1 pseudogene is annotated in these 515 nt (G+C 82.3%); it reads right to left on the bottom strand.

Going from position 1 to position 515, the window contains the following annotated elements:
- Positions 1-515 (bottom strand): annotated as a pseudogene (locus BI06_RS50380) (serine/threonine protein kinase); the annotation flags it as partial.

The raw sequence follows: 515 nt of genomic DNA, 5'->3' as shown, positions 1-515 counted from the left end.
GAGCCGCGGTCGCGAGCCGGGGGACGTCCTCGGCCAGGCCGTCGACCAGGCGCCTGGCGGCCTCCGCCGCCGCACCGTCGGCGCCGGGCAGGGCGAGGAGGAAGTGCGCGAGGCCGGCCCGGCCGTGGGCGAAGCCCTCGACGAGCGCGGCGGTGCCGGGATTCGGGGCCTCCCGGGGATCGGTGGGGCGGCCGTCGGTGAGCCGGCGGGCGCAGGCGGCCGCGACGGCCGTGTGCCGTTCGGCCTCCTCGGGGCGGCCGTCGGCGCGGGCCAGCCGGGCCAGCAGCAGCCGGGCGGTGCCGAGGCCGGCGGCGCCGGACACCTGGTCGGCGGGGAGGTCGGCCGGGAGGTCGGTGGGGAGGTCCGGGGCGAGCGGTGCGGCCCCGGTGCCGACGGGTTCGGGGCCCACGGGTTCGGTGCCGAGCAGGTGGGCCGCCTGGGCGAGGAAGAGGTCGACCCCGGCGCGGCCGTCGTACAGGCCCGGGCCGAGCCGGCCGAGGGCGGGGTGGGCGGCG

The organism is Kitasatospora sp. MBT66 (assembly GCF_000710405.2).
Lineage (GTDB): Bacteria > Actinomycetota > Actinomycetes > Streptomycetales > Streptomycetaceae > Kitasatospora > Kitasatospora purpeofusca.
This window is presented reverse-complemented; position numbering and strand designations above follow the sequence as displayed.